The sequence below is a fragment of the Bacteroides sp. MSK.18.37 genome, assembly GCF_019129155.2.
Classification (GTDB): Bacteria; Bacteroidota; Bacteroidia; order Bacteroidales; family Bacteroidaceae; genus Bacteroides; species Bacteroides ovatus.
This window is the reverse complement of record NZ_JAHOIB020000001.1, coordinates 43,379-66,867: the sequence shown is the minus strand read 5'-3', so window position 1 is coordinate 66,867 and position 23,489 is coordinate 43,379. Positions and strand designations below refer to the sequence as shown.

General features: G+C 43.0%; 15 protein-coding genes. 6 read left to right on the top strand and 9 right to left on the bottom strand.

The window, feature by feature from the left end:
• Nucleotides 1-65: 65 nt before the first annotated feature.
• The 6 genes from KSX81_RS00265 to KSX81_RS00240 form a co-directional block, all read right to left on the bottom strand.
• Complete coding sequence (locus KSX81_RS00265) at nucleotides 66-1,151, bottom strand: arabinogalactan endo-beta-1,4-galactanase (RefSeq protein WP_004312461.1); 1,086 nt, start codon at nucleotides 1,149-1,151, stop codon at nucleotides 66-68.
• A gap of 45 nt (nucleotides 1,152-1,196) precedes the next feature.
• Entirely contained in the window at nucleotides 1,197-2,951 is a 1,755-nt protein-coding gene (locus KSX81_RS00260; RefSeq protein ID WP_004305744.1) for a DUF5114 domain-containing protein, read from the bottom strand.
• A 23-nt stretch (nucleotides 2,952-2,974) separates the two neighbouring features.
• The gene (locus tag KSX81_RS00255; protein WP_004302204.1) at nucleotides 2,975-4,555 is read right to left on the bottom strand and encodes a RagB/SusD family nutrient uptake outer membrane protein; all 1,581 of its coding nucleotides are present in this window, start codon (nucleotides 4,553-4,555) and stop codon (nucleotides 2,975-2,977) included.
• A gap of 18 nt (nucleotides 4,556-4,573) precedes the next feature.
• The gene (locus KSX81_RS00250; RefSeq protein WP_004302205.1) at nucleotides 4,574-7,549 is read right to left on the bottom strand and encodes a SusC/RagA family TonB-linked outer membrane protein; all 2,976 of its coding nucleotides are present in this window, start codon (nucleotides 7,547-7,549) and stop codon (nucleotides 4,574-4,576) included.
• Nucleotides 7,550-7,772: 223 nt separating this feature from the next.
• On the bottom strand, nucleotides 7,773-10,382 hold the full coding sequence (locus tag KSX81_RS00245) for a cellulase family glycosylhydrolase (protein ID WP_195646857.1): 2,610 nt from the start codon (nucleotides 10,380-10,382) through the stop codon (nucleotides 7,773-7,775).
• Between the two features lie 115 nt (nucleotides 10,383-10,497).
• Nucleotides 10,498-14,022, bottom strand: a complete 3,525-nt coding sequence (locus KSX81_RS00240) for a two-component regulator propeller domain-containing protein (protein WP_004302208.1) — start codon at nucleotides 14,020-14,022, stop codon at nucleotides 10,498-10,500.
• 147 nt (nucleotides 14,023-14,169) lie between these two features.
• On the opposite strand from KSX81_RS00240, the gene KSX81_RS00235 reads away from it, so the two are divergent.
• Both KSX81_RS00235 and KSX81_RS00230 read left to right on the top strand, forming a co-directional pair.
• Nucleotides 14,170-14,721 carry a DUF4738 domain-containing protein gene (locus tag KSX81_RS00235; RefSeq protein WP_004312456.1) on the top strand — a complete coding sequence of 184 codons (552 nt, stop codon included), beginning with the start codon at nucleotides 14,170-14,172 and terminating at the stop codon, nucleotides 14,719-14,721.
• Between the two features lie 123 nt (nucleotides 14,722-14,844).
• Entirely contained in the window at nucleotides 14,845-16,023 is a 1,179-nt protein-coding gene (locus tag KSX81_RS00230) for a heparin lyase I family protein (RefSeq protein WP_217725656.1), read from the top strand.
• Nucleotides 16,024-16,129: 106 nt separating this feature from the next.
• On the opposite strand, the gene KSX81_RS00225 is transcribed toward KSX81_RS00230, so the two are convergent.
• The 3 genes from KSX81_RS00225 to KSX81_RS00215 all read right to left on the bottom strand — a co-directional run bounded on the left by KSX81_RS00225 (nucleotide 16,130) and on the right by KSX81_RS00215 (nucleotide 17,877).
• Nucleotides 16,130-16,906, bottom strand: a complete 777-nt coding sequence (locus tag KSX81_RS00225; protein ID WP_004302212.1) for a DUF4373 domain-containing protein — start codon at nucleotides 16,904-16,906, stop codon at nucleotides 16,130-16,132.
• Between the two features lie 22 nt (nucleotides 16,907-16,928).
• The gene (locus tag KSX81_RS00220; RefSeq protein ID WP_118419100.1) at nucleotides 16,929-17,273 is read right to left on the bottom strand and encodes an SH3 beta-barrel fold-containing protein; all 345 of its coding nucleotides are present in this window, start codon (nucleotides 17,271-17,273) and stop codon (nucleotides 16,929-16,931) included.
• Between the two features lie 202 nt (nucleotides 17,274-17,475).
• Complete coding sequence (locus KSX81_RS00215) at nucleotides 17,476-17,877, bottom strand: DUF4119 family protein (protein ID WP_004302215.1); 402 nt, start codon at nucleotides 17,875-17,877, stop codon at nucleotides 17,476-17,478.
• A 137-nt stretch (nucleotides 17,878-18,014) separates the two neighbouring features.
• Here KSX81_RS00215 and KSX81_RS00210 point away from each other — a divergent pair, with 137 nt between their 5' ends.
• From KSX81_RS00210 to KSX81_RS00195, 4 genes are all read left to right on the top strand, one after another.
• On the top strand, nucleotides 18,015-18,980 hold the full coding sequence (locus tag KSX81_RS00210; protein WP_004319832.1) for a tyrosine-type DNA invertase cluster 3b: 966 nt from the start codon (nucleotides 18,015-18,017) through the stop codon (nucleotides 18,978-18,980).
• A gap of 335 nt (nucleotides 18,981-19,315) precedes the next feature.
• Entirely contained in the window at nucleotides 19,316-19,897 is a 582-nt protein-coding gene (locus KSX81_RS00205; RefSeq protein ID WP_004302218.1) for a UpxY family transcription antiterminator, read from the top strand.
• Between the two features lie 22 nt (nucleotides 19,898-19,919).
• Nucleotides 19,920-22,334, top strand: coding sequence for an SLBB domain-containing protein (locus KSX81_RS00200; protein WP_044917807.1), 2,415 nt, complete (start codon nucleotides 19,920-19,922; stop codon nucleotides 22,332-22,334).
• A 21-nt stretch (nucleotides 22,335-22,355) separates the two neighbouring features.
• Nucleotides 22,356-23,474: a chain-length determining protein gene (locus KSX81_RS00195; RefSeq protein WP_004302220.1), complete on the top strand. Its 1,119-nt coding sequence runs from the start codon at nucleotides 22,356-22,358 to the stop codon at nucleotides 23,472-23,474.
• Nucleotides 23,475-23,489: the final 15 nt, after the last annotated feature.

Genomic DNA, 23,489 nt, shown 5'->3' with positions numbered 1-23,489 from the left:
TTTTACTTTTCAGGTATAAAATATTTTGGATTCGGCGTAAAGTTATAAAAAAGGATTCAATAATCTTATCTCTTGAAAGCATTAAATGCGCTGGTGGGTTTACCACTATCGTCAAACATGCCCTTTCCATAGTTCTTCCAACCACCATAACTCTGCGGTTCCCAGGAGAATACACCAAGACATTGTTCCACTTGTTTGGCTTTCGTCATAAAGTCTGTGAAAAAGTCTTCAGCTTCGGAATAGTCCCAGGGAATACCAATTTCGCACATCATCACCGGAGTGTTGTATTTGGCAATCAGACTTTTCATATTGGCAATACATTTGTTGTTCATATCTTCCCAATCATCGGCTGCTCCCTCTGTCGGGTACATATCCGGATAAAGAGACATACCGATGACGTCCCATTTGGCATTGTTGTCATGCAAATAACCGAAAATCCGGTTGTATAGATTGGCATCATTTCCCTGGTCGAGGTGTACAATCACTTTCGCATTCGGATAAATCTCTTTAACAGCATTGTAGCCGGAGTTAATGAATTTCGCAAAGTTTTTAATACCGTCACTACTCGTTGTTTGTCCAGTGGGGAATAGCATTCCCTGATGAGTTTCATTGCCTACTTGCACCCATTCCACATCAATGCCCATCTCTTTGATTGCACCGAGTACATCTTTGGTATGGTCGGCAATCGCCTGCTCCAGTTCTTCTACCGTATAGTTTTCCCAGGCTTTGGGTTTGGCTTGCTGAACAGGATCGGCCCATCTGTCACTGTAATGGAAGTCGATCATCAGGCGATAGCCCAAATTATGCGCTCTCCATGCTTTGAGCAATACGTCACCCTTATTGCACCAGCCTTTTACATCTTCCGTGTCATTTTCCGGGTTCACCCATACACGTAGACGAATTGCATTTATACCCAGGTCGCGAAGCAGAGACATACATTCCTGTTCTTTTCCATCGGAGGTATAGAATTTATATCCGGAACTTTCCATTTCCGACAGCCAACTGACATCAGCTCCCCGGGCGAAGCCGGACATATCATAAGTGGTTTCCGTCTTTTCCGGAAAAGTCGGAGTATCATTATCATCATCACAAGCGGTGAAGATGCTTCCGCAAAGTAGTGCGGAAGCTATCATTATATATTTTCGTATCATAGTGATTCTGTTGAAATTAATAATCATGTTGTTGAACTTAGAATGTTATTCAGTGATTTCAGTCATTGTAAACTCCATCTTGTTGAGATCCAGCGTAATGCGATATTTACCCTCCTTAGTGGGTTTAATGTTATCACCATTCTGATCACTTAGATAGAGCCCACTTTCAGAAGTATAGTACAATCTCCAGTCCCAGCTAATCTGATCGGGATCCGTATTCATGAGGAAGTAGAATCCGTCACCGATAGTGGTGATATCGCATTCTGCGCTCCATATTCCGGTTTCCTCATCATATATCATCAGGTCTTTAGCCGTTGACCAGCCATTGAAAGTTCCATATACATTGATTTGTTTGATTTCAGTAGGCTTCCAAGTCAAGTTGACGTAATCTACTTCGATTGTATAACTTTTCTTGCCGGAACCATCGAACCAGATGTTGTAATGCTCCCCTGTTGTAAGAGCAAGGCTATAAAGATTGTTGGGATCAGAGCCATACCATGTGTCTGTTGATGGGTCTACTATCTGGAAGTTTTCATCGCTGACGGTTTGGAATACAGTGCGATAAGTTCCTGCAGTTTTACCGGGTTCAAGTTTGCGGTATAACTTTCCCCACCATGAGTCGGCCCCTTGCATTTCCAGATAAGAGGGATAAGTCGGTTCTATACTTCCTCCTTCCGTCACTTCCACTTTCCATGCTTGCGGGTCGTTCAGGTCAATAATCAATGTACATTCTCCGGCTGCCGGTACGTTTACTGTAATATTTCCGGCAGAAACATTCGTCCCGGTATTGAATGTCAATTCATTAGCAGAACCACTAAAGGCGAAAGGAGTATCTTTGGCTTTCGTATCATCAATGCTGTTATCAGCTCCGCTGACGCTGGTGTTATCATATAGTTTACCTGTTCCATTCATCTGAATATTGATAGTGCCGGCTCCTGTAGCAGTAAATATGCCCTGCCATTGATTCTTGTCACGTTTGTATTCCATCGTGATACCTCCGTCGATGCCACTTACATTGAGTGTTGGCATCCATAAGGCAGTCCATAGTTTTTTGGTGGTATTGACATTCGTATAGTAACAGCCCGATTGACCGGGGAACCACAAATCCCACGTTCCTTCAGCAGCGTCAGTTGTCAGGAAGAACGGAGTAGCCGTACTGCCCGATTTGGCTGTGTGCCAAACAGTACCATCGGCTTCCTGTAGATAGAAACCTTCCCAAGAAGTGGCTCCCATAAAGCCGATATAGTTGCCATCCGCATTGGCTGCATACAGATCTTTTCCTGAATCCTTGCCGTCTCCCTTATTGATAATATTGGCAAATCGCATATCAATTTCATAAGGAGTAACCATGACTTTTACCACATTACTGTATACAGGAGCGATGTTACTTCCGTTTCTTCCGGCAAGCCGGAAATAGAGCGGCGCTTCTTCTTCGGGAGTAGCTTTCAACTGATAAGCGACGATATTTAAAGCGGAGACAGAGTACGTCTTTGATACTCCACTTTCGGTCGTTTCCAGAATCTGCCCGGAGAAATCTTCCGTGCGTGAAACCTGTACGGAAGTTTGTACACCGGTGGTAGGCTGGTATCTTGGATCGCTCACTTGCAGCGTCTGGTCAGTCCAGGCAAGCGACAAAGCATAAAACTTGGCTGTCTCCTTTGTCAGTACGACAGAATTGGCAGAAGCTATCAATTCGTTCTCTTCCGGGCTGGAGAGAAAATAGGTATCCCCATCTTTCTCGCAAGCACCTAGTAATAGGAGAGCGGAAAGTAAAGTGAATAGATTATTTAGTTTTTTCATATCGTTGTTCCGTATTAATATGATTAATAGTTTTCATTGTATAAGTTTGGATTGGCCGTCAGTTCGGTAGCAGGTATCGGATAGATATTGTATTTGCTCTCTACTGCCTTACCGTCTTTTACGCCACCTTTCCATTGCCATACATAGCTGTTGGTTGTAAATTGATTGAAGCGGATCAAGTCCGTACGGCGATACCCCTCCCAATACAGTTCACGGGCACGTTCGTTGATGATAAACAGTTCGTTGATTTCAGACTCGCTTTTGTTATGAGTGTTGTCGCCGAAAGCACGTTCCTGTAGCTCATTGATATAAGGCAGTACATTTGCCAGAGTCGCTTCCGTTCCTCCACGTACCACAGCTTCTGCCATCATTAAATATACATCGGCCAGACGGAATAGGGGATAATCTGTATTTACACCACCGTCTGCGGTGTTGGAAGCAGTCTGTCCGGCATCAGTCAGGTTAGTCCATTTTTCTACGAAATAGCCATTGCTTTGGTCATCTATCTTTTCCAGGTCCCGGGTTTGTCCGTCGGTAAAGAACATATATCGCTGGTCGGCTTCTTCGTTACCGGAGAAAAGTTGAGGAATTTCTCCGCGTACACGGAACATACCCCATCCTGATTTTACACCGTAATCTTCCGGTATCTGTTTTTCGGACGTGTTGCTCACTGCGCCACAAACAATGTAAGTGGATGATCCCCATGACACGAGATTGGTTGCGTCTACCGGGAGGGTGAAGATTATTTCGTTCGTACGTTTGTCATTGTCGGCATTAAACAGCTTGTAATAATCGCTTTCCAGTTGATAACCCTGTTCGATAACCTTTTTACAGGCTTTGATACATTCGTTGTATTTGGAAGTCTGGGTATAAACTTCCGCATTCAGATATAATTTGGCAAGTAATGTATATGCAGCTCCTTGGGAAGCGCGTCCGTAAGGACAGTTCGCTTTATTTAGCATTTCATCTTTAATGGCATTCAGTTCACTTTCAATATAATCGAAAATCTGTTGGGCTGTATAGCGGGGAGGCAGATATCCGACTAGCGGGTCATTTTCCGTCACAAACGGGATATTGCGGAACAGATCGAGTGCGTGATAGTAGAATAAAGCACGCATGAAACGGGCTTCGGCACGATAAATACGAATTTCAGTCTGCTCCTGGTCCGTGAACTGTGCTATCTTTTCATCGGTGGCATTGCGGAGAAACTCATTACATAAAGCAATGTTGTAATAGATACGGTAATACATATCCGATACCCAAGGATCATTAGCGTCCCAACTCAAATACGTCAGTCCCGTTACGTTGTCACCGGACAGCCAGGTAGAAGCCACTTCATCCGTTCCACATTCCTGCAAGTTGAAGAAACAGCGCATATAATCCTGTCCGCTGTTACTACTCAAATCGTTGTCACCATTCTTTTCCTGTCCGGTGGTCACCATGGCTGCATAGATTTTTCCCAGAACGGCTTTATAGTTTGCAGCACTGGTATATATGGTAGAAGATGTTTCTTCTTCGTGTGGATATTGGTCCAAGTCGCCTATGCAGGAACTCATCAGGAGTGCGCTGCAAAAATAAAGGGCTGTATAAAATATCTTTTTCATAATCGATGCTTTTAGTAATTAGAAGTTAATACCTATGTTGAGAGAGAAAGTACGTGGGCGTGGATAAAACGAATTATCCACACCGTCGGGAATTTCCGGGTCAACGCCGCTGTATTTGGTGATACAGAATACATTTTGCACCATGGCACTCACATTCAGACTGCATCCTTTATAAATAGTGCCGAAGTTGTAACCCAATGAGAGATTATCCATTTTCAGGAAAGAAGCATTCTCTACATAGTAGTCAGAGAGATATTGACGTGTCTGGAATCCTGTTTTCAGATAGGTTGATGACAGGTTGTTTAGCTGATAAGAGTTATAGCTGACAGTTTCCCAGGCACCGCTGTTCATAGCCATCGCATTATAGACATAGTTTCCGATATTGGCACGCAGGCTGGTGCTCAATGTCCACTTCTTGTAACGCAATGAGGTACTGAAACCGAGGATATAGTCGGGAGCCGGAGAGTGGTAGCGGTACAAGTCGTTCGAGTTGATTTGTCCGTCCCCGTCAAGGTCTACGTAAGCTCCTTCTATCGGTTTGCCGGTTTTTTCATCATACAGCTGATGGTAAACGTAGAACATATAAGGAGCATATCCCTCGCTCAATGTCTGTACCTGATAACTGTCGATATACGGACCTACAGAAGTGTTGGTGGCAGGCGTACCGGCTGTCAGTGATAAGTTTTTCACTTTCATCTTCTGCCATGTCATGTTGAAACTCAAGTCCCAGTTCCAGTCCTTGGTCTGTATGGGCGTTGCGTTCAGACTGAATTCCACACCCTGACTGTCCACATTTCCGACATTGGTCGTGATGTTACGATCGAATGTAGTACCGGCAGCAGCAGGTACGGTGGCAATCAGGTCTTTGGTCTGACGGGTGTAGTAGTCGAAACTACCGGTGATACGGTCTTTGAGGAAACCGAAATCAAAACCCATATTCCATGAAGTGGTTGTTTCCCATTTCAGGTTGGGTACATACGCTTTGGGGCGGTAAGTAGGAGTCGGGGTATCTCCGATAAGGGAACCGGCACCACTTTGGCTGATCGTATAGATAGGGAGGTAGTTGTAATTGCCTATACCGTCTTGCTGCCCGGTGACACCATAACTGGCACGCACTTTCAGCGTACTGATAACTTTATTGTCTTTCAGGAATGATTCTTCTGTCACTCTCCATCCTAATGCTACTGACGGGAACGTACCCCAACGTACATTTTTAGCGAAGCGCGAAGTGGCATCGCGACGTACAGTAGTAGTCAGCATATAGCGGGAGTTGAACGAGTAGTTCAAACGGCCATAATAAGAGAGTAATACATGGCGTTCGTCAGAGGCTTTCGATGTTTTCTGTATTTCTCCCAACGTGTTCATTTCGCTATAAAGCGGAGTCGTGGATTTCCAGTACTGATAATCGTAACCGGCTGTTACATCAAAACTACTCTTAATGGATTCCACCAATTTGTTGTAGTTGGCATACAGAGTCAACAGACGGTTTTCTTTTTTCTGTGGGCCATAGCTGTAATCCAAACCGGAAGTGGTGTAATTCTGTGCAGCTTCTGCCGGAACATATACACTTCCTTTACCTTGTGCATAGTCATAACCTAACGTAGCATGCAACTTCAAATCGGGGAAGAAGTGAAGACGATAGTCTGCATCAATGTTTCCGATAAAACGTTTTACTGTACTTTGTGAGTCATTCATATTGAGAAGTCCCACCGGATTCATGACTGCTCCGTTCACAGGAGCACCGGTGTTGTCAATTGCTTCCGTATATCCGCCGAATGTGTCTAGACCCGAATATACTGGAATGGTAGGATTCATGGTCGAAGCAGCCCAAATGGCACTTGTATTGGCAAATGTGTTCTTATTGATAGAACCTTTAGCATTGATATTCAGTTTTAAGTGGTCTTTAAAGAAAGACGGATTCAATGTAATGCTTCCGGTGTAACGCTCCGCGTTGTCAGTACGTAATAAACCACTCTGGTTGTAGTAACCGATAGATGCACGGAAAGGTAAGTTTTTGGTAATCTTTCCAGCAACACTTAGATTATTATCCGTACCGAAGGCATTTTGATAAATCTCATCGTTCCAGTCCGTATGTGTCGTGCCGAGTAACGCCCGTTGTGCATCGGTTCCTTTGCTTTGGATGGTATTGACAAATTCATCGTAACTCAACATATCTGCCAATTTGGTACGGGTTTGTACAGAGTTGGTCGTACTGAATGTAATCTTCAGTTTATCCGAACTTCCTTTCTTGGTAGTAATCAGAATAACCCCGTTGGATGCGCGCGAACCATAAATGGCAGTCGAAGAAGCATCTTTCAGAATGGTCATACTTTCAATATCGTTCGGGTTGATGAGGCTAAGGAAATTCCCGTCATTACCGCTGATGCCTCCCTGTTCCAAAGGAACGCCGTCCAGTACGATCAAAGGGTCATTACTAGCGTTCAGTGAAGCACCACCACGCACACGGATCGTACTTCCCGCAGTGGGAGAACCACTGTTGGACATGATTTGCACACCGGAAATCTTACCATTAATCAGTTGCTCGGGAGAGCTGACCAATCCCATGTTGAAGTCCTTGCTGCTGACGTTAGTTACCGAACCTGTCAGGTCGCTTTTACGCTGCGTACCATAGCCGATTACTACAACGTCGCTCAATACCTGTGAATCACTTTTCAACTGGATATTCAAAGTAGTACTGTTGGCAGGAACAGGTACTACCTTTGTTTCATATCCTACATAAGAGAATTGCAACTCTTTGCTGCCCTGTGGCACATTGAGTGTATAATTACCGTCGAAATCGGTCACTGTTCCGGTAGAAGTACCGACAATGAGGATACTTACTCCGATCATCGGTTCCTTGTTCTCGTCAATCACTTGTCCGGTGATTTTCTTGCCTCCTTGTTGGGCGAAGGCAGGAATGATGCCTCCTAAAAAGGCTGTACACAACATAAGTAGTACAGTCAGATGGCGTAGATTTAAGATATTCCTGTTCATAATTACTGTGTTATTGATAATAGATTTATTTTTACTTTTTATTTAAAAATCAGCGGCTTTTCCCTTTCTGTCTCTTCCGTTTGCTACCCTTTTTCAGAAGGCTTCAGACGTGGTTCAGACGAAAGATTTGTTCCTCACCGAGGAAGACCTTGTTCCTCACCGATGAACGACCCTTTCCTCACCGAGGAACAAAGGCTTCGACAACGGGGAACTTTAAGAACGATTATTCCAGCCAGATATTTCCTAGTTCAATCTCAACTAAACCTTTCTTGTTTCCTGACATTGATAGCTCCAGCTTTTCAATCCTTTCCGGTAAAAATGCGATTTCCGTTTCCGGATGGAAATACTGTTTCAAGAAGGTCGGATAAGCTATCGGCAGCAGTGCCGTGTCTGTCTGGCGTAAATCTTTCAACGGTATCCGTATGATTCCCTCCGATGATGGAGCAGGACAAGGGCTTTTATAAGTATATCCGTCTGACGTTACGAAACCGGCACTGAGTCCTTCCGGAAGTGCTTTCGTGCGATTTACCCGGATACAGAGAACGCTACAATCCTTTACTCTTTCTTTTCTTTCTTCAATCAGGTTCTTTACGAACGTGCGGAGGAAATAGTGCGGATTTTCTCCTTTAGGAGTAAACCGGAACCGGAGCAAAGGTTTTTCCACCGGAGAAGAATCAACCAAAGTACGTTGGAGATCATTCCATTCGGGAAGCGTGTATGCTTCTATCCGGCTATCTGCGTCCGTAATAGTCAATAGTGGTATCGCACTATCTGGGGCAATAACACGAGTAGTCCAATAGGCTCCGGAAGTATAATTCCAGTCCAGTGGATTTCCCTTTATTCCCGATGATGAATTCCTGTAACCGGAATTTCCTGTGGGATAAGTGCGAGTGCTGTTGCCCCGGCATACGATGATGTTATACCTGAAACAATCATCCTTTATTTTTGTAGCGGGTATCGTTGCTTGATAGGTATATCCGCCTGTACGTTTCATCTTGATATATGGATTATGCTCATTCCAAAAAGATATCTTATCGGTGTAGATAATCACAGAATCCGGGAATTCGGTTCCTACCACCTGTGCACTAATCGTCAAATCCTTATTTGCTTCAGTGGTTGCCGATGGAGTATGAACGACTTTATAATCCGTCACACGTGGAGCAGGAGCCACATACTCTCCGATGCGGATGGAATTCCATTGAGAGTCTGCCTGCCAGTTCTGTTTGGGCGTACAGTTTTTATGTTTCAGCAGATAGGTACCCGGACGAAGTCCGCGGATAATCCCGTCTGTCACATCTCCTTTCTGCTGATTTCCTTGATTGAGGGCCGTAAAGGTAAATTCCATCCCTAAATCAGGTATTTGCAAAGCCATGTCCCAAGCACCATAAGCGATGGTAACCACTTCTTTATCGAGTGACGGTTTGGCAAACGGATCGTTCACTACTACCGCGTCCGGCATCACTTCCAGTCTCCAGACTCCCGGTTCGAGGCAATCCATGAAATAAGCACCTGTTCCCTCATAATGAATGATCGGAGAACTGCCACAACCGGCAATGGAAACAAGTTGTGACGCATCTTTGGGCTGGGTGTTGGTATGATTGGAATAATAGAATTTCTTTCCATTATTTAATTCGCTCAAGTCCTCTGTATAACTGACACGAAAACCGTCACCAAATAAAGTGTCCTGTGGATAACTGCCGTATGATTCACCTCTTTTCAGACTGCGTGCAGCTTCGGCAGCTATCTTCATACTGATGGCTTTATGAGGCGTATAGGCAAGATTCAAGAAATGAGTCTGATATTCCGTATTGGCATAAGCGATATCCATCGGATCATACGCAAACTGGGTAATCCATTGAAAACCTGCTGTACGGAAAGTGCGTACCATGGCCGGATACATATAAGAATACATGATATCTGCCGGATCGAACTCATATACCATCCGTGTTTTCTTATCGAATCCTTTCACTTTATCGGAAAAGGGAATATCATAGCGGTCTATATAGGGAAGGAAATTTCCCTGCTGTGTCTGTCCAGATACCAGTCCGATGGGATACCATTGATAAGTAGTTCCCTGAATGGCAGTTTCGTAATAAGCCTCTACTACATATCCGTTGTGGCTTACATTATAGAATACAGGTTTGCGGTTTCCTGTTTTATTGATCGCTTTCAGCATCCGGTTGATATAGGCTTTTACCTCTTTCTTCGTACCGGAATGACAAGGTTCATTATTGATTTCGAACCCAACAATGGAGGGATCGTCTTTATAAGCTAACCCCGTATATGGATTGACGTGCTTCACCAAACCATGAAGATAGGTTTCTTGTGCAGCGATAGCTTCCGGGTGGGAGTGCATATCGCATTTATCATATTTATAGGAGAAGCCGCCCGTCTGTATGTTTCGTTCGGGATATCCGTTCCCGAAGTTGGTCTGCGCGGTAATCACAATATGAATATTGCGTTCTTTGAGTTTGGCAATCAGGTAGTCCATCAAGTCGAGATGCTCGTTTTCGAGGAGATTTCCCTGTCCGTCTGTCAGTTCCACATCCCATAAATGAATACGGTAAGCATTCAGTCCCAGACGGGAGATATGATATACATCTTTGTCTATAGCAGCTTTGCGGTCCAGTTCCAAATATCCAATGGCACGGTAAGCATGGGCGAAAGGCAGCGTATAATTAACACCGAAAAAGGAAGCCTCCCGGCGGGTGTCACTCCAACGCATCACCCCATTTCCATCTATATATATAATAGGTGTAGAGGATGATTTGCCTTGCACTTTGACAAAGGCAGATATCAAACAAATAAAGGTAAGGATCAACAGTCTTTTCATGCTATCAAATTTATCGGTTTATTGACAGCAACAAAAGTAATTTATTGGTCATTTCAATAAAAGCACAGATTGGACATATAAGGATAAAAATAGGACGAAATGCCCCAAAATGCCTCTACAGGTCTTCATTAAGGTACTGGCGTGGCGTTTTTCCGAATTCTGCCTGAAAACATTTGGAGAAGTAAGAGTGATTGGAAAAGCCTACCATGTACATCACTTCGGCAATGGTAAATTTCTTTTGTTGCAACAACATGGCCGCCTTTTTCATCCGGATCGATTTGATGTATTCCACTGGAGACATTCCGGTCAGCTGTTTGATTTTCCGGTAAATCTGCTTATTGCTGATACCGGATAATTCACAAAGTGCATTTACATTCAATTCCGATTCAGAAAGATGGTCCTCAATCAGGCGGATAATGTTCGACAGAAATTTCTCATCTTGAGATTCTGCTTCGATTGGTTTAAGAACAGGCAACGATTCCAACTGCTTTTTCACCTGTGTCGCCGGAATCTCTTCTTTCTCTACGGCGATGACAGGGATATTCAGGCCAATGGAAGTTCCTTTTCCTTCGTTCGAGGTGACTCCGTTGATGTGACCGCCATGAAGTTCCGTATAAGTCTTGACCAGATAAAGTCCGATACCTGTACCTTCCTTATTGCCGGAATGTGGAGACTGGAAAAAGCGCTGGAAGATATATGGAATATCTTGTTGCGGGATTCCGCTTCCTGTATCTGAAACACAGATATCCAACAATCCCGTTTCTTCACGATAGAAAAGAGACAGACGGACGCTTCCGCCATCCGGGGTGAATTTGACGGCATTTGAAAGCAGATTATCTAAAATCACTCCAAGTTTGATGGCATCCATATCAGCATAAATCTTGGCTTTATTCGTCTCGAAATGGAATGTGATCTGTTTGTTTTCCTCATAGACAGAAAACAGGCTACGGCTGAATGACACAAGTTCGATGCGCGACAAAATCAGCAGCGAATCTTTATTATCCTCTATCCGGTTGAAGTTTAATACCTGATGAATCAATGAGTTTATTTTCATTGCATTACGCTGTACCTCCTCCAGTGTCTGTTTCTCATGCACTTCTTCTGCAACGGGGAGCAATTGACTGACAGGAGCGATAATCCGGCTAAGCGGTGTCTTTAATTCATTAGACAAATTGGTAAAGAAAGCCATTTTCTGGCGTGATTGTTCCAGAATCTTCTCTTTTTCCATCCGTTCCATTTTTAGACGGTTCTTGACACGGAAAAAGTTGATAACCCAGGCAATGAGGCTCAAGAATAAAAGAATGTAGATTATCTTTGCCCAAAGTGTGTAATACCATGGAGGGAGAATTTTAATATTCAGGATATATGGATGCTCGGAAGGAGAACCGCTCTTTTCTACTTTGCTGATTACCAGCTGATAATCCCCATAACCCAGATTACTGTACGTAATGCGATTCGTGTTGGATTGCAGGAAATTCCATTCTTTGTCCATACCTTCCAGCCGGTAGACGAATTCATGTTTTTCTTCCAGCGAGTAGGGGAGGTCTGAAAGTTCGAAAGCCAGGTTGTTCTGGTCGTATTTTAGTTCGATAGCATCGGTATAACGGATGTTGGGAATATTCTCTCCAGTATGCGGAGACATCAGTTGATTGTTGATATATAAGGCAGTCAGTAAAATGGAGTGTTCCGGCTGACTCATGGCTTGTATTTCGGGACGGGATATGCCGAACCCGTCTGCACCTCCCAGATAGATATTTCCATCTTCCGGATCAAACATTAGACTGGTGAAACGTTTATCCGTCAGGCTTTGCTGGCGGGCATCCATTGTTCTCCGGTCGATGATCCAAAGTCCGTTAGTGGTGGAAACCCAGATGTGTTCTTTTACAGAGGTCATAGACAGAATCTCGTTATTGCTGAAATTGCCGAAAGAGATACTTTGCTGACTCGAGTCTTTGGGATTGATACGCATCACCCCTCCGTGAAATCCTACCCAAAGCATGCCGTCTTCATCCCGTAAAAGGTAGTTCGGGCTCTTCTCGCCACTTAATTCATCGGCAAACAGCTTTGTCACTTGCCGCGTACGGGCATTGATTTTGTCTATTCCTTTGCTGTTGTATAACAATACCCATACATTACCTTCCGCATCAGGGACAATCTGATTAATGAACATCCCCGACAGCCCATTATGAATGGAATAATTTTGATCGGCCACATACGATCTTCCGGCAGATTGTATCAGTTTATGTTTGTCCACAACAAAGATACCTCCGAGACAGGTGGCGATCCAAAGCTTCCCGTCAGTATCTTCAAACAGGTAATAAGCCCAGTTGGTATTATAAGTTCCTGTACTGTCTACGATGTTGTAGTGTACAAATTGATGGGTATTATAGTCATAGCGGTTGATACTTCCGTCTGTGGCTATCCATAACTGCTGTTCTCTATCCTCGTAGATGTGTCGTATCCGGTTGTGGGATAACGGATGGTTTTTATCCCCCATTCTATACCAGATAGCATCGTGTTTATTGCCTGCAGGATGGGTGAACCGGATCACTCCGTTTGTACCTCCGAACCAATAGAATCCTTTGGAATCCCGGAACAGGGAATAGAACTGATTTCCGTCTCCTGTGCCTGTGATTTGAGAAATCGGTACAAATTGCAGCGCACTGTTATAGCGTGATAGGGAAATGCCATAATCTGTTCCCAGCCAGATATTATGTTCCTGATCCGAGAATATGTTCCAGATAATATTGTTGGTTAGTGACTGGATATTGCGTGAATCGTGAATGATATGCTGCAAAGGTTCTTTGTCATTCTGGTACACATAAAGCCCGTTGTCTGTACCTGCCAGCAAATTTTCATCTCCGTCCAGTGCCAGTGATTTGATGGAGTTGTTATGAAATACCTCTATCGCCTTCATCTCTCCTATAGTGGGATTGTATTGGAAGAGATAACCTTCCATCCCGATCCAGATACATTGTCGGGTGGTGTCTTCCAACAGAGAATTGACAAACAAATTGCTGCCTCCCCGGTTAACGGGCAAAAGGATGTTTTCAAATTTTCCACTTGCCTGCACATAGCGGCATAATCCGTTGTAAGTACCTATATAAATTTGATTATCTTTTGTATGAATGATGGAATAGATGGTGTTATGAGGCAATCCGGTCTGTTTGCTGTCGAAATGATTCAGTTGACGGCTTTTTAACTGATAAGTATATAATCCGTTCAACGAACCTATCCACAATGTATCTCCCTGGAGTACCATGGTACGGACATCCGTTGGAAAATCAGTATCCGGTTGCTCATATTTGTCTGTTCGATAGTTATAAACAAGAATCCCGTTATCTGTTCCCAGATATAAATAAGTGTTATCTGCTATAATACCGCAGTAGATACGTGTGTTAGTACGTTCTCCATACGTGAAATGCTGTTGTGTGGAATAACCGTCATAACTGAATAACCCCTTGTTGGAACCCACCCATATCAGTCCCTCGCTATCTTGCAGGAAGCAACTAATCACCGAAGCTTCGGCCCCGAGATAGATGTTGTCGAATTGCTGGTAATTTACTTTTTGCCCATACACATTGCCACTGCTACAGTAGGCAAGGATGAGAAAAAGAATTGTTGTAATTCGTTCGCGCATGGTGTTAGGTTTGCAGGTTTTTAAATCTGTAATTGTTGTAAAAGTATTCCTTCTTTCCTGCAAATGTAGGAAAAATGTCGGTTACACTTGTAAATATCCCGCTCTTTTTGTTCCTTTGCTATCTATTTATAAACAGAAAACTTACGTATGAGAAAACTAATTTATTGGCTTTTATTGCCGTTGGCAGTGGCTGTGAGTGCATGTGGCGGTAAAAAAGGATCTTCAGATAATACGTCGACATTGGCGATGATAGACAGTGTGGATGCTCACGGATTGCAGCGTATGCAGACGTCTAAGAGCGAAACCGACTTTAAATTTAAGGGGAAAGATTATCATTCCCTCGTTTCGCGTACTCCGGATGAAAATCTGCCCCATGTGACAAACGAGCTGGGAGATACCTATGTCGACAATAAAATAGTGTTGCACCTGACGCGTGGTAATGAAACCGTGTTGAACAAGACCTTTACCAAGAATGATTTTTCATCGGTAGTCGATGCGAACTTCCTATCTAAGTCTATATTGGAAGGTATTGTATATGACAAGACTACTCCGCAGGGGATTGTCTATGCCGCAAGTGTTTGTTATCCGCAGACAGATTTGTATATGCCGCTTTCTATAACGATCACTGCCGATGGAAAAATGAGTATACAGAAAGTAGATATACTTGAAGAAGATTATGACGATGAAGCCCCCAATTAAGTTTGTAGGCGGGTGTTGACAGTAAAATTACACAAATGTGAAAACATTTGAGACAAAAGAAAGGCAGCCGATGAGGTTGCCTTTCGTATTTTTGCACCGTCAACGAACTTAATACCAAATAGAATGAAGAAAAACATTTTTGCTATCTGTGTGGTAGCAGTAGGATGTACGGCACTGACCGCTCAAACCCAAGATACACAAACGTTGGTTCCGCTTACGGAACGGGTAAACGTGCAGGCGGATTCGGCACGCGTCAATCAAATTATAGACGATTGTTGGGTAGCAGTAGGGACTAAAAAGCCTCATGCAATTCAACGCGACTTCACACGTATGTTCAACGGTAAGCCTTCCTATCGTTTTGAATTGAAGGAAGATGATAACACCCTGTCAGGATATGCCAAAGGGGAGACAAAAGGACGTGCGGAATTTTCTTATTGTTATGCAACTTCCGATGATTTCAAAGGCCTGCCTGCCGATGTTTATCAGAAAGCGCAGATTACCAAAACTGTATATCATCATGGGAAAGGTATTTGTCCGCAAGGAGCTTCCCGCGACTATGAGTTTTCCGTATATATTCCTTCTTCATTGGGTAGCGATGTCTCGACAATTTTTGCCCAATGGCATGGGATGCCGGATCGTACATTGGTACAAACTCCACAGGGCGAAGTGAAGAAACTGACGATTGACGAGTTCGTTGAACTGGAAAAGACTACAATCTTTAAAAAGAATGAAGGGCACGAGAAAGTAGCCAAGCTGGATAAACAAGGTAATCCGGTGAAGGACAAACAAGGAAATCCTGTATATCAGGCCGGAAAGGCCAACGGATGGCTCGTGGAACAAGGAGGCTATCCTCCATTGGCGTTCGGGTTCTCCGGTGGATGGTTCTATATCAAAGCAAATTCCGACCGTAAGTGGCTGACTGATAAAGACGACCGTTGCAACGCAAATCCCGAAAAAACACCGATCATGAAACCTGTAACATCAGACTATAAAGCATCGACCATTGCTTACAAAATGCCTTATGCCGATTTTCCGAAAGACTGCTGGATTACATTCCGCATTCATATCGACTGGACAGTCTATGGCAAAGAGGCGGAAACGATTGTAAAACCGGGTATGCTCGATGTGCAGATGGACTATCAGGAAAAGGGGAAAAAGGTTAGTAAACACATTGTAGACAATGAAAAAATCATGATTGGACGTAACGACGATGATGGTTATTACTTTAAGTTCGGTATCTACCGTGTAGGTAATAGCACGAAGCCGGTATGTTACAATCTGGCAAACTATTCAGAGAGGTAATTAGTCAGAAGGTAGAAAGAGAGTGATATCCGGATGTCCTTTTGTGAGCATCCGGATATTTCTTTTATTCTTCCCGTTTCGGGCATACTCTAATCGGCCTGTTTCTTCATCGCTTGTTCGTCAGCGCGGCAATGATATACTTCCCCGGCGCGCCGATCTTGCTCCAGCTGGTACTGGAAAACAGTCTCCATACCTGCGTGCCCTTTCTGCCGTAATCCGAGAGCCGTAGAATCGTCTGCTTCTCCTCCGGACTAGTCACTTTGTAGCGGTCCAGACTTTCAATCAGCCCGTTGATATTATGAGTAGCCTGATTGTATGCGTACCCCGGAATTTCAAACGAAGCATCGTGTTTATCTTCTTCTTCAGAATATAGTTTAGTTTGGTTTAGTTTAGTTTGTCGAAAAATGTCATCATTTTCCGGACTCACCTTCACTTGAGTCTGCAAAATGTCTACATTTTCTTTGTTCAACCCGCCTTTTTGTCTACCATTTTTTTCTTTGGGTGCTAATAAATAAGGTAACTGGGAGTAATCAATTTTTCTCCGTACCGTAGCTTCCATCCAAACTTTCTGAATCTGTTCCGAAGTCAACACTCCGTATTGGTCGTACGTCTCTTTATGGAAAAATTCCTTTTCCAGCAGTAACTCCACAATCTTTTCTATCATATCCTCCTTAATGCCTTCTCCTATTTTGCGTGCAAAAATCAGATTCTGTTCTTTTCCCCAAGAAATATAGTATCCTTCCTTGTAGATTTTACACAGTAATCTCAAGACGATATAAGAAGCTAATATTCCAAATTTGGCTTCTACTAATTCCATGACTTCTTCTTCGAAAAAGTTTGCAGATATAGGGAAATAGGGTATCCCTTTATTAATCATACTCATCGTTCAAATTCTTTTATTAACGTTACACAATCGCTTTCCATTCGAGCAGGTTCCCGATCATAAATCTTCTCCATGCATGCTGTTCCGTACTCCAGTAGACAACTGATTCTTGTCTTGCCGTGCTTTTATACTCCCGATGAAAGAATTTTTCATATCCTACCAATGTGCCTTTTTCCATGCAGAAGGTACCATCCTGTTTATAAAAAGCGATCATGGCATTTCCATACTGCATACGTTCTATCAAGTCTATGCACCTTTGTGCTATTCTTTCCGCACGTTTTTCTGAAAATCCTTTTTCGGATACGATACGTCTTTTCCATACTAACTTGCAAGAAACGGTCTTGTTTCTGTTGAATTTTATTTTCATTGAAAAAATAATTAAAATTAAAAATACATGTTTAGTGAAGTGAGAATAATCCCTTAAAGATAGTGACGCTATGTTGTCAGTATAGTGACGCCATCCCGACAGGATAGCGTCACTATTTTTCCGGGAACTGATTCTCTGTTTTTAGCCGGTTGAAAACGGCGTCAAAAGTATAGCTTGCATTTCATCCGCACAATTATTTTTGTCAATACTTGTTTATGGTCCTTTCTTTGGCCTGTCTTTCTTCCTCTTCCAACCGCTCTCTTCTGGCTCTTCTGATGACGCATAATTCAGTCTCTATACTGCTGACTTCCATAAGTTTATACCCACCGTGTTTGGGTATGTATAAAATTTCTTTCTCATGGATATGCTCCGCCAGATCCTTGAGCTTCCTGGAGTAGTGGATATGAGCTTCCCCTTCTTCAAACTTCTGCAGGTATACCGTGAGAAAAGCGGTTGCATCTCCGGTGAGCCCGCCCCTTTTTTCCAGTTCATCTCTACTGATGATTTCCCCTCTCTGATGTTCCCTCTCATTCTTTTTGGGGTTTTGAACGTTGTTCTTTGCTTGTGTTTTAGATTCTCCGTGAGTTGTCTTTTTGTTAGCCATGATTTGCTAATTTTTTAAGAGGTTAATAAAACTAAAAAATAATAGCGCATTTGGTTAGTGTGCGCCAAGTCTGCCAAAAGATTTGTTTTTTTGTCGCCTGCCAAATGGTATAATATATAAAATAACTAGTGATGCAAATGATGAACAGAAATGGATTTAGCCGGTGTGGTGAATTCTACATCGGTCGTTTGCGGAAGGAGGGACGGCATTCTACGGCGCATGTCTACAAGAATGCCCTCTTCTCTTTCAGCAAATTCTGCGGCACGTCCAATGTGTCGTTCAGACAGGTCACCCGTGAACGTTTACGACGTTACGGTCAGTATCTTTATGAGTATGGCTTGAAGCCCAACACGATTTCTACGTATATGCGTATGCTTCGTAGTATTTACAACCGGGGAGTGGAAGCGGGTAGTGCGCCTTATGTTCCGCGACTTTTTCATGATGTCTATACAGGTGTGGACGTCCGCCAGAAAAAGGCTTTGCCTGCTGCAGAATTGCATAAGCTTCTGTATGAAGATCCCCAATCGGAACGCTTACGCCGTACACAGGCTATTGCCGCCCTGATGTTCCAGTTTTGTGGAATGTCATTCGCGGATTTAGCCCACCTGGAGAAATCTGCACTCAATCAGAATGTGTTGCGGTATAATCGCATTAAGACCAAAACCCCGATGAGCGTGGAAGTGCTGAATACAGCAAAAGACATGATAAACCAGCTCCGCAGCAAGGAGAATTCTCACCCCGATTGTCCGGATTATCTGTTTGACATTCTTCGTGGGGATAAGAAGCGGACGGATGAAAGAGGTTATCGGGAATATCAGTCCGCTCTCCGCCGATTTAATAATAGCCTGAAGGACTTGGCAAGAGCCTTGCATTTGCAATCTCCCGTCACTTCTTACACGCTTCGCCATTCCTGGGCAACGACCGCGAAGTACCGGGGAGTCTCCATTGAAATGATTAGTGAATCATTGGGGCACAAATCTATAAAAACGACACAAATCTACTTGAAAGGCTTTGGACTTACAGAACGTACGGAGGTAAATAAAGGGAATTTATCTTACGTTAGAAACTGTTGTGTAGGCAGTGTAAAAACTGTAAAGTGTTAATAATCAGAATTAAACTATGTGTGTTACTTCTTAGGTAACGGAATTAAATTTGACGCAAAGATAGACAAAAACACAAATAGAAAACAAATATTCCTCCACTTTTTTTCGTTTTATCTGAAACATAAGGCAAAAAACTATCCGAACATGAAATAATCTTATTTTCATGCTCTATACTTTTTATAGCCTGCTCTCTTGGTTTTTCCCGTTGAGTATTAGGCCTTTCCAAATTTTACGCCTTTGTCATGTGTGTGATTTCTATTTTCATCGTAGTGTACGTTTCGTGTATGTATTATCCGTTACCTAAGAAGTAACGGAAGAACATGGGGTAAAAAAATATGATTTTAACGAAACCGAAATCAGTAAATGCCGGGCCTATTAGTGGGACAGGGGAAGGCGTAGCACACTCAAAACGCTGGTATGTAGCACTCGTTCGAATGCATCACGAGAAGAAAGTAGCGGAGCGTTTAGGGAAAATGGGAATCGAAAATTTTGTTCCTGTCCAGCAGGAAATTCATCAGTGGAGTGACCGACGTAAGGTGGTTGAGTCTGTTCTTCTTCCAATGATGGTTTTTGTACATGCTGATCCGAAGGAACGCAAAGAAGTTCTAAGTTTTTCTACAGTCAGCCGTTATATGGTGATGCGTGGTGAGAGTTCTCCGGCGGTAATTCCAGATGAGCAGATGGCCCGTTTCCGTTTCATGCTCGACTATTCAGAAGAAGCTATTTGTATGAACAGTTCTCCTTTGGCACGTGGTGAGAAAGTCCGTGTTGTGAAAGGCCCTTTGTCTGGTCTTGTAGGCGAACTGGTCAATGTTGATGGTAAAAGTAAGATTGCCGTTCGTTTAAATATGCTTGGCTGTGCCTGTGTGGATATGCCTATTGGGTATGTAGAATCGGCAGACGTTCATGTAGGCTAATTTTTCTAATTTGAATTGATCGATGAAAATACAAACGCTTTTTCGGACTCTTCTTCTATTTTTGTTGCTGGGAGTTTTTTCTCCCTTAATGGCTCAATCCATGAGTGACTCCCAGGTACTTGAATATGTCAAGGATGGTATCAAGCAAGGGAAAGAACAAAAACAACTTGCCTCTGAACTGGCACGCAAAGGTGTGACCAAAGAACAGGCTATGCGTGTAAAGCAGCTCTATGAGCAACAGAATAATGTAAATGCTTCCAATGCTACTGGTACTGACGTCAACGAATCACGCCTTCGTGAGGAAATGAAAGAAAACACTTCGGATATGTTGGAAGACCACCCGAGTACTCAAGACCTTGCACGTGGTAATCAGGTTTTCGGAAGAAACATTTTCAATACCCGCAATCTGACTTTTGAACCTAGTGTCAATCTTGCCACTCCTTCGAACTATCGTCTCGGTCCGGGTGACGAAGTGATAATCGACATTTGGGGAGCCAGCCAAAATACCATTCGCCAACAGATTTCTCCTGACGGTACCATCAATATTCAGAAAATAGGTCCCGTCAATCTGAACGGACTGACTATTTCGGAAGCTAACGACTATCTCAAGAAAACATTAAATAAAATATATAATGGTCTTAATAATACGAATGACCCCACTTCAGATATCCGTCTGACGCTTGGTAACATACGTACGATTCAGATCAATGTAATGGGTGAAGTAGTCCAGCCGGGTACTTACTCTCTATCATCCTTTTCTACTGTATTCCATGCACTTTATCGTGCCGGTGGAGTCAGTGACATAGGAAGCCTTCGCAATGTCCAGTTGGTACGTAATGGCAGAACGATTGCCACAATCGACGTCTACCAGTTTATCATGAAAGGAAACATTCAGGATGACGTTCGTCTTCAGGAAGGCGATGTTGTGATTGTTCCCGCTTATGACATATTGGTAAAGATCGACGGAAAAGTGAAACGTCCCATGCGCTTCGAAATGAAGAAGGATGAGAACCTGTCCACCCTTATTAGTTATGCTGGCGGCTTTGAAGCCGACGCCTACACCCGTTCCTTGCGTGTCGTACGCCAGAACGGGCAGGAATATGAAGTAAATACGGTCAAAGACCTTGACTATAGTGTCTATAAAATGCGAAACGGTGATGTTGTGACCGCCGAAGCCATCCTTAACCGCTTCATCAACAAACTTGAAATCCGTGGAGCCGTTTATCGTCCCGGCATCTACCAGTTGAATGGAAAACTGAATACTGTCCGTGAACTGGTAAACGAAGCCCAAGGCCTGACCGGTGATGCCTTCTTGAACCGTGCCGTTCTCTACCGCCAGCGTGAGGACTTGACTACCGAAGTTGTTCCAGTAGACATAAAAGCCATCATGGACGGTACTTCCCAAAACATCATCTTGATGAAAAATGACATCCTTTATATTCCGAGTATTCATGACCTGGAAGACAGAGGTAACGTCGTAATCCATGGTGAAGTAGCCAAACCGGATTCTTATCCTTATGCGGATAATATGACTCTTGAAGACTTGATTATTCAGGCGGGTGGCTTGCGTGAAGCCGCTTCTGTAGTTCGTGTAGATGTATCCCGTAGAATTAAGAATCCTCGTAGTACAGTAGATAACGATACTATCGGCCAGATATATACATTCTCCCTAAAAGAAGGTTTTATTGTAGATGGAACTCCCGGCTTTGTCCTTCAACCTTATGATGAAGTTTATGTACGTCGTAGTCCGGGGTATCAAGCTCAACAGAATGTGGTTGTTGAAGGTGAAATTCTGTTCGGAGGCTCTTATGCAATGACCAGTCGTGAAGAACGTCTTTCGGACTTAATCAATAAAGCGGGAGGTGCAACGAATTATGCCTACTTACGTGGTGCCAAATTGACTCGTGTGGCCAATGCAAGTGAAAAGAAACGCATGGGTGATGTGATCCGCTTGATGAGCAGACAGTTGGGTGAAGCTATGATGGACTCTTTAGGAGTTCGTGTGGAAAATACCTTTAGTGTTGGTATTGACTTGGAGAAAGCATTAGCTAATCCTGGTAGTACAGCAAATATTGTCTTGCGTGAAGGTGATGTGATTTCTATCCCGAAAAACAATAATACGGTTACAATTAATGGTGCCGTAATGGTTCCGAATACAGTTTCTTATATAAAGGGTGAAGATATAGATTATTACCTGAATCAGGCAGGTGGTTATTCTGAAAACGCGAAGAAGAGTAAGAAATTTATCGTATACATGAATGGGCAGGTTACTAAGGTGAAGGGTAGTGGTAAGAAACAGATCGAACCGGGTTGTGAGATAATTGTGCCTAGTAAAGTTAAGAAACGTACTAATATGGGTAATATCTTAGGTTATGCTACTACATTCAGTACTTTGGGAATGATGGTTGCTTCTATTGCTAATCTGATTAAGAAATAAAAGATAACAGTTTATACCACTATGATAGACGGGGAATCTGAAAAAGAAATAAAACTGAGACAGAGTAACCAAGGGGATCAAGAGATTGAAATTGATCTGATGGATATTCTTCGTAAGATTATAGGTATTCGTAAGAAAATCTATAAAGCCGCCGGCATTGGTTTGATAATTGGTATTATTATAGCAATAAGTATTCCAAAGCAATATACAGTTGAAGTAACTCTTTCTCCTGAGATGGGGAGTACTAAAGGTGGTGGTTTATCCGGTTTGGCTGCCTCTTTCTTGGGGAGTGGGGCTACTATGAGTGATGGTACTGATGCTTTGAACGCTTCTTTATCTGCCGATATTGTTTCTTCTACTCCTTTTTTATTAGAACTTTCTGTAATGGAAATCCCTGCATCGGAAAACAAAAAAATGACTTTGAATACTTATTTGGATGAAGAATCTTCCCCTTGGTGGAGTTATATTATCGGACTTCCGAGTATGGTGATTGGTGGAGTGAAGTCACTGTTTATTAAAGAAGATGAAGAAACAATTTCTGATAGGGGAAATCAAGGTACAATTGAATTATCTAAAAAGGAGTCGCAGAAGATTGAAACTCTAAAGAAAATGATTATTGCTAGTGTAGATAAGAAAACGTCTATGACCACGGTTGCCGTAACCTTGCAAAATCCCAAAGTCGCTGCGGTAGTTGCCGATTCTGTTGTAGGAAAGCTGCAGGAATATATTATAAACTATCGTACTTCCAAAGCAAAAGAAGATTGTATCTATTTGGAGAGACTATTCAAAGAACGCCAGCAAGAGTATTATGTCGCCCAGAAGAGATATGCTGATTATATGGATTCTCATGATAATATCATATTGCAAAGTGTACGTGCCGAGCAGGAACGATTGCAGAATGATATGAGTCTGGCTTATCAGGTGTACAGTCAGGTGGCTAGTCAACTTCAGGTCGCCAGGGCTAAAGTGCAGGAAGAGAAACCGGTATTTGCTGTTGTAGAGCCTGCTGTGGTACCATTGAACCCTTCGGGGACTAGTAAAAAAATATATGTTCTGGCATTTATCTTTCTTTCTGTTTGTATTGTCATATTTTGGAAGTTATTCGGAGAAAATATTCTGAATAAGTTCAAAGAAATATAGGCCTAAAATTAATAG

Coding starts and splice junctions, on each gene's coding strand:
- KSX81_RS00235 (WP_004312456.1), top strand. CDS start 14,170: ATGAGAAAACTAATTTATTGGCTTTTATTGCCGTTGGCAGTGGCTGTG.
- KSX81_RS00230 (WP_217725656.1), top strand. CDS start 14,845: ATGAAGAAAAACATTTTTGCTATCTGTGTGGTAGCAGTAGGATGTACG.
- KSX81_RS00245 (WP_195646857.1), bottom strand. CDS start 10,382: ATGAAAAGACTGTTGATCCTTACCTTTATTTGTTTGATATCTGCCTTT.
- KSX81_RS00215 (WP_004302215.1), bottom strand. CDS start 17,877: ATGGCTAACAAAAAGACAACTCACGGAGAATCTAAAACACAAGCAAAG.
- KSX81_RS00195 (WP_004302220.1), top strand. CDS start 22,356: ATGATAGACGGGGAATCTGAAAAAGAAATAAAACTGAGACAGAGTAAC.
- KSX81_RS00225 (WP_004302212.1), bottom strand. CDS start 16,906: ATGAGTATGATTAATAAAGGGATACCCTATTTCCCTATATCTGCAAAC.
- KSX81_RS00265 (WP_004312461.1), bottom strand. CDS start 1,151: ATGATACGAAAATATATAATGATAGCTTCCGCACTACTTTGCGGAAGC.
- KSX81_RS00220 (WP_118419100.1), bottom strand. CDS start 17,273: ATGAAAATAAAATTCAACAGAAACAAGACCGTTTCTTGCAAGTTAGTA.
- KSX81_RS00255 (WP_004302204.1), bottom strand. CDS start 4,555: ATGAAAAAGATATTTTATACAGCCCTTTATTTTTGCAGCGCACTCCTG.
- KSX81_RS00250 (WP_004302205.1), bottom strand. CDS start 7,549: ATGAACAGGAATATCTTAAATCTACGCCATCTGACTGTACTACTTATG.
- KSX81_RS00240 (WP_004302208.1), bottom strand. CDS start 14,022: ATGCGCGAACGAATTACAACAATTCTTTTTCTCATCCTTGCCTACTGT.
- KSX81_RS00205 (WP_004302218.1), top strand. CDS start 19,316: ATGATTTTAACGAAACCGAAATCAGTAAATGCCGGGCCTATTAGTGGG.
- KSX81_RS00210 (WP_004319832.1), top strand. CDS start 18,015: ATGATGAACAGAAATGGATTTAGCCGGTGTGGTGAATTCTACATCGGT.
- KSX81_RS00260 (WP_004305744.1), bottom strand. CDS start 2,951: ATGAAAAAACTAAATAATCTATTCACTTTACTTTCCGCTCTCCTATTA.
- KSX81_RS00200 (WP_044917807.1), top strand. CDS start 19,920: ATGAAAATACAAACGCTTTTTCGGACTCTTCTTCTATTTTTGTTGCTG.